Origin of the sequence: Aeromonas sp. s13 (assembly GCF_040907905.1) — a bacterium.
Lineage (GTDB): Bacteria > Pseudomonadota > Gammaproteobacteria > Enterobacterales > Aeromonadaceae > Aeromonas > Aeromonas veronii.
In genome coordinates this window covers 1-8811 of sequence record NZ_JBFOCS010000009.1, presented here as the reverse complement: position 1 = coordinate 8811, position 8811 = coordinate 1, and the positions used below count along the sequence as shown (strand labels likewise).

The following is an 8811-nucleotide window of genomic DNA, read 5'->3' as shown; positions in this document are numbered from 1 at the left end:
CGTAGGCCATCTGCTTGGTCTAACAAAAGCGCTTGGCTGGCTTTAGATACAACACGCCCCCATCCGGGGGCGTGTTGTATCTATAGGGGGAAGTTGTGCGCGGTCAGCGGATATCGACCCGCATCAGGGGAGAGGGGGTGTTGTCGACAAAGTGGTGCCAGATATGGTCGTAGAGTGCCTTCTGGCCGGGGAAACTCACCAGCGCTTTTGCTTCGGCTAGGGAACACCAGCGATAGTCTGTGTGCTCATCGTTGAGGGCCACAGCCTGATTGGGCGGGCAATAGATCACAAAGACTGGCACCACCTCCACCGTATTCAAGCTCGCCTCGTAAAACTGCTCCAGATACTGGCCGTTGTAGAGCTCGGTGACCCTGATCCCCGTCTCTTCGCCAAACTCCCGAATAATGGTCTGCCAGCCGGTTTCGCTCGCCTCCACCGTGCCCGCCACATGGCACCAGAAGCCCCCCTTGACCCGTTTCATCACCAGCAATCTGGTTTCGCCATCGACAGTGGTAAGGGCAACGCCAGAGACGGCCTTGCAGCGAATGGGGATCATGATCTTCTCTCCGGATTTGGGCTCTGTGATAGCCACGAACAGTGTGAAGGCGTGTTAATTGAAATATGCCTCGGCGGGTAGGCCCATGACCTCTATTTCATTCAGGCCGCTTTTGGCCAGATAGTTGGCCACCAGATTGAACCCCACCCAGTAACCGGCATATTTGGGAAATGGCCGGTTATCACGGCAGTAGAAAAAGTCTAAAAAGTTGAACTGCTTGCTGGATAGATGGGGTGTCATCTCTGCCAGGAGCGATTGCCAGTCATGGTGATGAGACTCCTTGAACAGCGAGGGGAGAGTGCCACCATTGAACCTCTGCTCAAAGTAGCAGGCCAGCCCTTCAAAAATCAGGTTTTCGGCCAGTGTTTCTGCTTCCACCTTGTTCTTCTTTTGCACGATATGGTGGACTTCGTGGGCCAGCACGGCAGGCAATTCGGTGATGATCACCTCTTTGATATCAGGCCGTTCCAGATCAAGCTGGAGTTCTATTCGATACATGTTGATGGCCCAGCCACCGATACCCGAGTCGGGAGCATCCCCCTCGGCAAAAGGGCTGAAGGTGACATCCAGTTGGGAGAGATCGAACAAGGCATTCAATTTGTTGGCCGTCTTGGCAAAGACGTGCCTAATGGTGTCATCGAGCCCATCGAATTTACCCGAGTCGTTTAACAGGGTGAGTTGCATCCAGACATCCTTGTCTATTGAAAGAGAGTGCTGAGCCACTTGCGTGGTCGCGGCGCCATATCACCACGATTACCCTACTTCAATCAAGGGGTTACCCGCCCATTATGCTTGCCGTCTGGATCGCCTCGATCAGCGCGGCCCGATTGATGCGAGGGCGCTCGCCATCGAGCAGTTGCTGCCACAGCGCAATGGCCTGACTGTAGCGACCATGCAGGAAGTGATCGGAGGCGAGCAGCATCAGGGCGCTCACTTCCCCCGCGTCCTGCTTGAGGGCGCTCTCCAGCAGGCGGGTTGCCTCGGGAGTCAGCTGCTGGCCCGCCTGATAGTAGAGCACGGTGGCTTGGGCGGCTTGAGTCGCCGCGCTGGCCCCCCCCTCCAGCAGAGCGAGACGCTGGTAGGCGAGCAGGGCGTTGTCATATTCGCCCCGATAGAGATAGAGCTGGCCGAGCGCCGCCCAGCTGTCGAGATCGGCGGGGTTGCGCTGAAGTTTCTGATGCAGACTCCCCAGCTCCTTGTCCTGCAGATCCCGCGGGCTCAACCCCGCCAGCGGATCGGGACGGGATTGATACGCCTGCCACGCCTGATAACGGCCGGTGCCCAGATACACAGCGGCAACGGCCGCGATGGCCATGATGCCAAGCAGCAACAAGGCCCGCCCGTGCCGATGATTGCGGCCGCGATTGTCATGCTGGCTGGTCAGTTGCGCGCGCAGGGCCAGCTCAGCCGCCGGGATGGCGTTGGCCAGGCGGGCGGCGCTCAGCTCACTGTAGAGTGGTTGGTCGGGGGAGAGGCCTGCCTGTTCCCCGTGCATGATCAGCAGATTCAATTCGCTGCGCGGATCGGCGGCGGGTTGATGGATTGACTCATCGATTGCCTTAACGGCAGGGATGGGTTGCACCTTTGTGCGCGTCAGGCGGCGAAACAGGATTAACAGCGCCAGCCCCAACAGCAGCAGGGGACCGCCCCACAGCAGCGCCGTGCTGGCCTTGAAGGGGGGAGCGTAGCGGACGAAATCGCCGAAGCGCTCCGTCATGCGAGTGATTACCTGCTCGTCGCTCTGCCCCTCGTCCACCCAGCGGTATACCTCGAGCCGCAGATCCCGCGCGATGGGGGAGTTGGACTCCACCAGATTCTGGTTCTGGCACTGGGGGCAGCGCAGGGCGCGGGCCAGCTCTTGCGCCCGATTTTGCAGCTCGGGATGGCGAAACTGATAGGTATCGACCCCGCTGGAATATGCAGTGGCACTCAGCAGCATGCCGAGGGCCAGCAGGGTGCAGGCAAGAGAACGGCGCATCATGGCTGTGTCTCCCGAGCTGATATTGCAATAGCTGGTGCAGTAGTGGCGGCCTTCATTTGCCCATCCGCTCGCGCCTTGTCGAGCAGGGGGGCAAACTGGCGTTGCCAGATCTCCCGGGTGAGCAGGCCGGTATGACGGGTCAGCAGGGTGCCGTCGCCGGCGAAGAGATAGGTCTCCGGCGTGCCGTAGACGCCGAGCTCAAGGGCCAGTTTGCCGTCGGGGTCGGCCAGTATCGCGCGATAGGGGTTGCCCGCTTGGATAAGCCAGGCGCGGGCTGCATCCCCCTTGTCCCGGTAGTTGAGACCGTAGAGGGGCACTGTTGCCGCGAGCTCGCTGAGCAACGGATGCTCGGCGCGGCAGTTGGCGCACCAGCTGGCCCAGACGTTAAGCACAAAGGGCTCCCCCTTGAGGCTGGTGGTCTGGATCTGGCTCCCATCCAGCAGATTGTCGCTCTGCCACGCAGGCAGGGTACGGCCGAGCGTCGCCTCATCCTGGCTGTAGGGATTGTTGCCAAGGCCGAGCCAGAGCAGGATGCCGAGGCTTAGGGTCAGCAGCAAGGGAAGAAAGAGGCGCAGGCGGGATCTCATAACGCCTCCTGTTCGAGCCGGGGATGGGAGGCGCTAACCACAACGGGGCGGGAGGCAAGCAAGGGGCGACGGGTGAGCAGGCGCAGGGTGCCGCCCGCCATCATCAACAGGCCGCCGAACCAGATCCAGCGTACCAGCGGCTTGTAGTGCAGCCGCATGGCATAGGCATCTGGCCCCATCTTCTCACCCAGCACCACGTAGAGATCGCCGAACATTCCCCACGCGATGCCCGGTTCGTTCAGGTTCATGGTGCGCACGCTGTAGTGGCGCCGCTCAGGCGTCAGCCGCGCCACCTCTTTACCGCTCTTGTGCACGCTAAGCGTGATCCGCTCGGCGGTATAGTTGGGGCCGATCACCGGCTCGCGCCCCTCATAGCGAAACTCGAAGGCGCCGAGCTGGTAGGGTTGGTTGGCACCGAGCACTGTGCCCCCCTCCTGACTGTGGTCACTCACCTGCGCGATGCCAAGGGCGCACACCGCCACCCCAAGGTGGGCCAGCAAGCTGCTAAACCGATTGAGGGTGAACTCGCGCAGCAATGTCGGTTGCATGAGCGGGAGTAACAGACTGGCCATCAGCCAGAGGCTCACCATATTGGCGAGGATGCCAATCCAGCTACCGGAAAACGATCCCTGTTCCAGATAGGCAAGGCTAAGCAGCCCGCCGCCAAGCAGGCCAAACAGCGGCGGCAACAGCGAGTTGAGCCGGGAACCTGCCGCAAGCTGCTGCCAGCGCAGGCGCGGCAGCTGGGTCATCAGCCCCATCAGGCAGAGGGCCAGCGGCACGAAGATGGTATTGAAATAGGGGGCGCCCACCGACAGCGAGCCCAGATGGAGCGACTGGAACACCATGGGGTAGAAGGTGCCGAGTAGCACGCTGGCGCAGGCCACGCAGAGCAGCAGGATGGCGGCGCCGAGCAGCCCCTCTTTTGACAGCAAGCCAAAGCGGGCATAGGGGGCGCGAATGTCCGCCCGCAGGGCAAACAGGGTGAGGGCGCAGGTCAATAGCAGCCCGAGCAGCAACAAGAGGGTGAGGCCTCGGCTGGGGTCCACCGCAAAGGCGTGCACCGAGGTGAGCACCCCGGAGCGCACCACGAAGGTGCCGAGCAGGCTCAAGGCGAAGGTGAAGATGGAGAGCAACAGCACGGCGTGGCCGTAGGCGCCGCGCTTCTCGCAGACAATCAGGGCGTGCAGCAGGGCGGTGCCGAGCAGCCAGGGCAAGAGGGAGGCGTTTTCTACCGGATCCCAGAACCACCAGCCGCCCCAGCCCAGTTCGTAATAGGCCCACCAGGAGCCCAGCACTATGCCGGCGGTGAGAAACACCCAGGAGCCGAGCGCCCAGGGGCGGCTCCAGTGGGCCACGGCGCCATCCAGTCTGCCCGAATGGAGCGCCGCCATGGCGAAAGCGAAGTTGACTGCAAAGCCGACGTAACCGAGATAGAGCAGGGGCGGGTGGATGATAAGGCCGATATCCTGCAGTATGGGGTTGAGATCGCGCCCCTCCTGCGGCCCCGGAAACTGGCGGTCAAACGGGCTGGAGAAGAGCAGGGTATAGAGGGCAAAGAGCCCGACGATCAGCCCCATGATGGCCAATACCCGGGTTGTAATAAGCGGATCGACCCGCTTGGAGCAAAGGGCCACCAGAGCGCCCCACAGCCCCAACGCAAAGACGAAGAACAGCATGGAGCCCTCGTGGCCGCCCCAGACCGCAGCCAGTTTGAAGCCCAGGGGCAGGGCGCTGTTGGCGTGTTGGGCCACATAGCTGACGGTGAAATCATCCTGGGCAAAGCAGCTGGCGAGCAGCAGTAGGGCGGTCAACAGCAGGATGGCATTGATCAGCGCCAGCGGCTTGGCGTAGCGCAGCAGGGTCGGGGAGGCGAGCCGTAATCCCAGCCAGGGCAGGGTGCCCTGCAGCAAGGAGAGTGCCGCCGCCAGCAACAGTGAGAGATAGCCGAGCTCCGCCAGCACACAACCTCCAGTCAATCATTCGTCTATGTTATGCCGCAGCGTCTGCACCGTACCGGCGCAGGGGGATAACATCCACACTCCAGGCAACAACCAATCGCAAAAACTCATCGTTATAAATAAGCGCCAGTCACCCGAAGGGCGGCTGGTGCTTATCCCCAGCTTTCAATAACCGGTTCACGATCCGTCATGAGAGGTCGCCAGCAAGGTAAAGAGCAGTGCAGGAACCGGAGTGTATGTGAATACATGAGGATTCCGAGCAGCACATGAGCCTTGATCATGGCCTCGCAACAGGAGCGTGAACCGGTTTTTAAACTACCGTCATCTGGCCGGCATAAAGCACGAAGTAGCGCAGCAGCAGGATCCCCGCCAGGGTCAGGCAGCAGACCAGCACCAGATGGCCGTTTCGCTCCCGCAGGGGCGCCGGGGTCAGCAGAGCCAGCAGCTGGGGCAGCAGCATGCCGATGCCCACCACGCCGACCCAGAACACCTGAGCCCAGAAGCCGCTGCCGATGGCGGCCCACATCGCCACCTCTTTCTGGCCGCCACCGAAGTAGAGGCCGGTAAAGAAGCAGACCAGCAGCAACACCTCCACCGCCAGCACGGGTCGCTCGAAGCGATGCACGAAGCTCACTCCTTGACTGTGGTGGTTCTCCTTGAACAGGGTGACCGCCAGCAAGATGGTGGAGGCGATGCCGGAGCTGATGCCCGAGACCAGAAACAGCACCGGCAGCACCGGGTTGTTCAACAGCGGATAGGTCTTGAGCGCCGAGAGCAGAAAGCCGGTGTAGGCCCCCAGCAGCACGGCGAGCAGCAGCAACAGCGGCGCCAGCAGCCGCTCGATGCGGGCGAGCCAGCCAATCAGCCCATCCACAAAAGCGAACTTCTCTTTCAGCAACCGGCTGCGCATTGTCTCGATCTCGGTGCGAAACACCACCGCCAGCCAGGCGAACAGCACCGCCATGTAGAGTTGAAACAGCATGACCCCCATCGACATCACGGAGTCGAACTGGTAGTGGAACATCAGCTTCCAGAAGGTCCAGGGGCGGGCCAGATGGAAGATAAGGATCAGCAGCCCCAATATCACGCTCGCTGGCGCCAGAATGGCGGTCGCCTTGATGATGCCGCTCTCGCTGCCTGCCCCATTGCGGCGCAACAGCACCGAGAGGCTGGTGGCCCCGGCGGAGATGCCGAGCAGAAAGAGATAGATGGCGATGGGCCAGTCCCAGACAAGGGAAGGGAAGTGAAATGCCGCTTGTATGGTCATGACGTTATCTCCCCTTTGGGCACGCGGTACAACTTGGGTGAGGTGCCGAGTGCCTGCTTGTAGCGATAGGTGGTCTCCTTCACCAGCCGTTTGGCGATGGGGCTGTCCGGGTCATCCAGATTGCCAAACACCAGCGCCTTGGTGGGGCAGGATTCCACGCAGGCTGGCTCCTTGCCCGCCGCCAGGTTGGTCTTGCGGCAAAAGTCGCACTTATCGGCAACCTTGGTCACAGGGTTGATAAAGCGCACCTGATAGGGGCAGGCGGCGAGGCAATACATGCAGCCGACGCAGAGGTCCGCGTCGACATCCACAATGCCATCCTCCTTGCGGATATGGGAGGCACCAGTCGGGCAGACGTGTACACAGGGGGCGTTGTCGCAGTGCTGGCAGGACTTGCGAAAGAAGTGGTACTCGGCGTCGGGAAATTCACCGATGGGGCCTGAGCGGATGATCTCGAGGCGCGAGACCCCCTGTGGCACCTTGTTCACTTCCCGACAGGCATCCATGCAGGCGGTGCAGCCGATGCAGGCCGTCTCATCGTGGAGCATGCCAAAGCGTACCTCATCGATAGTCTGGCTGCGGGCGAGGGGGGTAGCAAGGGAACGAGTCGGCCCCGTCATCATGATAAGGGCCCCCGCGCCCATGCCCGCCATAAAGTCACGGCGAGAGCAGCTCATGATGCCTCCTTGCCGGTAGCCAGTTTGGACTGCTCCTGCCGGGCCTTGCTGGCCTCATGTTGCTTGCTGTGGCAGTCGACGCAGAGCTTGATGCGGGATTTTTCCGGGATCCCCACCATGGGCTCCTTGGCCGGATGCAACTGGTGACAGCTGGTGCAGGTGAGCTTGGTGGCGTGCACGTCGTGGGCCCAGAGCGCCTCGCGAAGCACTTTGGGCTCGTGGCAACTCATGCAGACTCCATTCTGCTCGCTGATGGGATAAAGCTTGATGCTCTCTTTATCCTTCAGGCTGTGGCTAAAGCGCATCACATCTTTGACCCCTTCCCTGTGCTGAGGGGAGGGCTGGCCGTGGCAGTTGGTGCAGGTGACAGGTGCCAGGTTGTTGGGATTGGTCGCCTGACCATGCTTGCCGTGCATTCCCTCGCTCTGCTCCTTGTGACAGTCGGTGCAGGCCTTGTCGGGATTGCGTAAAAATTCCACCTCATGTGTAGCTGGAACAGGGGCTGCTGCCGGCTCGGCCGCCTGACCCTGCAGGCTGGTGAGCAGCATGGCTGCCATCAGCATCAGTCGTAAAAAATCCATCGTTAAATCACCCATAGGAAGCCTCCATCCGCTGCGGGCCCGACTTGGCGCCGGGCCTGCAGGCGCCGTTACTGTGCCAGCCGTCCGGCCGCTTTGGCCTCGGCATCCCAGGCGGGGACCGTGGTCTTGAGGAACTGGGCCTTGTCGCTGTTGAACTGCTTCATATCCATGCCAAGGGCCGCTTGCGCTTTCTCCTTGGTGGAGATGTCGGGGATGGCGATTTCGTGGCTGATCCCCTTGCTGGCCAACAGGCGTGCCAGCTTGGTGCGGGCGTCAGCGGCTTTATCCAGCGCGCTGCCAAGTACCTTGAGGGCCACTTCGGGGGCGTGCATCTGCACCCCGTGGGAGGCGATGGCGTAGTCCCAGCGCCACTGGGCGTGACGGATGTCCTGCAGAATATCCTTCATCTCTGCCTCGGTGACGCCGGCATCCCAGGCCGCCTTGGCTTCAAAGTGGGCGTGTACCAGCTGCTTCTCGACCTTCAGCTTGGTCTCGATCACCGCCTCTTTGCGCTGTTTGACGATCCCTTGCAGCATCTCCTTGCTCTGGGTGTGGCAGTTGCGGCAGGTCTGCTCGAAACGATCGAAGGGGTTCCCCACCTTGTGATCGGTGTAGACCTTGCCCTGCTCGTTCTGCACCTTGGGCATGTGACAATCGACACAGGCGACGTTGTTCTGGCCGTGAATGCCGGCGCGCCAGGTTTCGTACTCGGGGTGCTGGGCTTTCAGCATGGGGGTTTTGGAGAGGGCATGGGTCCAGTCGGCAAAGCCGATTTCATCGTAATAGGCCTCCATCTGCTCAACCGTGGTGCCCTTGTCCCAGGGGAATTTGACCGCCTTGGTGGGGCCGCTGAAGTAGTATTCCACGTGGCACTGGCCGCACACCTGGGACTGCTGATCAAAGCGCCCCTGCTCCTTGAACGGCTTGCCGATGGCGGTCATGGCCCGCTCGGCATAGGGACGGGAGAGGTGCAGGGCAGGTTTGCCCTCCTTGAACTCCTTCGAGGCAGTGTCGTGGCAGTCGGCGCAGCCGATGGTGTTGACTACTTCCGACCCGCCCTTGGCCCACATCCCCTTGAAGTAGCCATCCTCACCCTGCTCGTCGATGACGCGGGCCACATCCGGGCCTTTGCAGCTCCAGCAGGCCATCGGCAGCGGGCCATCTTCGGCTGTCTTGGGGGCGCCGGTACGCAGGGTTTCCC

9 protein-coding genes are annotated in these 8811 nt (G+C 61.6%); all 9 read right to left on the bottom strand.

Annotated elements, in window-relative coordinates; genetic code table 11:
- Positions 1–103 precede the first annotated feature (103 nt).
- Positions 104–556 (bottom strand): NUDIX pyrophosphatase, encoded by a 453-nt coding sequence (locus AB5Y82_RS01245; RefSeq protein WP_111900090.1) that lies wholly within the window; start codon positions 554–556, stop codon positions 104–106.
- A gap of 54 nt (positions 557–610) precedes the next feature.
- Positions 611–1240, bottom strand: coding sequence for a DUF2268 domain-containing putative Zn-dependent protease (locus AB5Y82_RS01240; protein WP_111900091.1), 630 nt, complete (start codon positions 1238–1240; stop codon positions 611–613).
- A 91-nt stretch (positions 1241–1331) separates the two neighbouring features.
- Positions 1332–2537: a heme lyase NrfEFG subunit NrfF gene (nrfF, locus tag AB5Y82_RS01235; RefSeq protein ID WP_111900092.1), complete on the bottom strand. Its 1206-nt coding sequence runs from the start codon at positions 2535–2537 to the stop codon at positions 1332–1334.
- Positions 2534–3124 (bottom strand): DsbE family thiol:disulfide interchange protein, encoded by a 591-nt coding sequence (locus tag AB5Y82_RS01230; protein WP_111900093.1) that lies wholly within the window; start codon positions 3122–3124, stop codon positions 2534–2536. The genes nrfF and AB5Y82_RS01230 overlap by 4 nt, the downstream gene beginning before the upstream one ends.
- Positions 3121–5088: a heme lyase NrfEFG subunit NrfE gene (gene nrfE / locus AB5Y82_RS01225; RefSeq protein WP_111900094.1), complete on the bottom strand. Its 1968-nt coding sequence runs from the start codon at positions 5086–5088 to the stop codon at positions 3121–3123. Before nrfE ends, AB5Y82_RS01230 begins: the two co-directional genes overlap by 4 nt.
- Before the next feature lie 307 nt (positions 5089–5395).
- Positions 5396–6352, bottom strand: a complete 957-nt coding sequence (gene nrfD / locus AB5Y82_RS01220; RefSeq protein WP_368173549.1) for a cytochrome c nitrite reductase subunit NrfD — start codon at positions 6350–6352, stop codon at positions 5396–5398.
- Entirely contained in the window at positions 6349–7029 is a 681-nt protein-coding gene (nrfC, locus tag AB5Y82_RS01215) for a cytochrome c nitrite reductase Fe-S protein (RefSeq protein WP_368173548.1), read from the bottom strand. Before nrfC ends, nrfD begins: the two co-directional genes overlap by 4 nt.
- Positions 7026–7625 (bottom strand): cytochrome c nitrite reductase pentaheme subunit, encoded by a 600-nt coding sequence (nrfB, locus tag AB5Y82_RS01210; protein ID WP_368173547.1) that lies wholly within the window; start codon positions 7623–7625, stop codon positions 7026–7028. Before nrfB ends, nrfC begins: the two co-directional genes overlap by 4 nt.
- 53 nt (positions 7626–7678) lie before the next feature.
- The coding region (nrfA, locus tag AB5Y82_RS01205) for an ammonia-forming nitrite reductase cytochrome c552 subunit (RefSeq protein ID WP_368173546.1) at positions 7679–8811 on the bottom strand (1133 nt) is incomplete at its 5' end.